This is a genomic window from Curtobacterium flaccumfaciens UCD-AKU (assembly GCF_000349565.1).
GTDB lineage: Bacteria > Actinomycetota > Actinomycetes > Actinomycetales > Microbacteriaceae > Curtobacterium > Curtobacterium poinsettiae.
Window position 1 is genome coordinate 1 of sequence record NZ_APJN01000126.1, and the last position, 661, is coordinate 661.

Annotated in this window: 1 pseudogene; it reads left to right on the plus strand. The window is 69.6% G+C overall.

Features of this window, described 5'->3' with window-relative positions:
* A pseudogene (locus H489_RS37995) lies at positions 1-643 on the plus strand (hypothetical protein); the annotation flags it as partial.
* Between the last annotated feature and the right edge of the window lie 18 nt (positions 644-661).

The window sequence follows — 661 nt, forward strand, 5'->3', positions numbered from 1 at the left end:
CGGGGTGCTCGGCATCGGCACCGCGAGCGGTTCGGTGGCGCTCGGACTCGTTCCGACGCCCTTCGCCGCAGCACCGGCACCCGTGCCGTCCTCTGCACCGCCGACACCGGCACCGACCGGGTCACCGTCACCGTCCGCGGCCCGCATCACGCCGACCCCGGCGCCGGCCGACACCACGGCGACGATCCCCGGGGCGTGCACCGATGCTGTGCCGGCCGCCGATGCTCCGCGCTTGTTCGGTTCGCTGGAGATCACCCAGTTCCGCCCCCAGGTACCGGGCGGCAGGACCGACTACTACATCGACCCCGAGATCCCGTTCAAGGAGGACGCGGAGCTGGTCTGTTCCTGGACACCGGGCGGTACCTCCGAGGGCGACGAGGGGCTGTTCCTCGAGATGGGCACGGCAGATCGTGACGTCCTGCAGGCTCGCCTCCGCGTCGTCGCCGACAAGGACTGGACCTGCACCGACACGCTCGGTGGACGTTCGTGCCAGCACACCGAGACGTCGATGTACTACTCGGATCAGGTGGAGACGACGCACACGTTCTTCGTGCGCGGCGACACCTGGATCTCGATCACGCAGTCGAACGTCCCGACCGACGGCCTCCTCGAGGCCCTGGTGCAGCAGACCTGGACGGACTGACCGACGGACTGGAGGGAC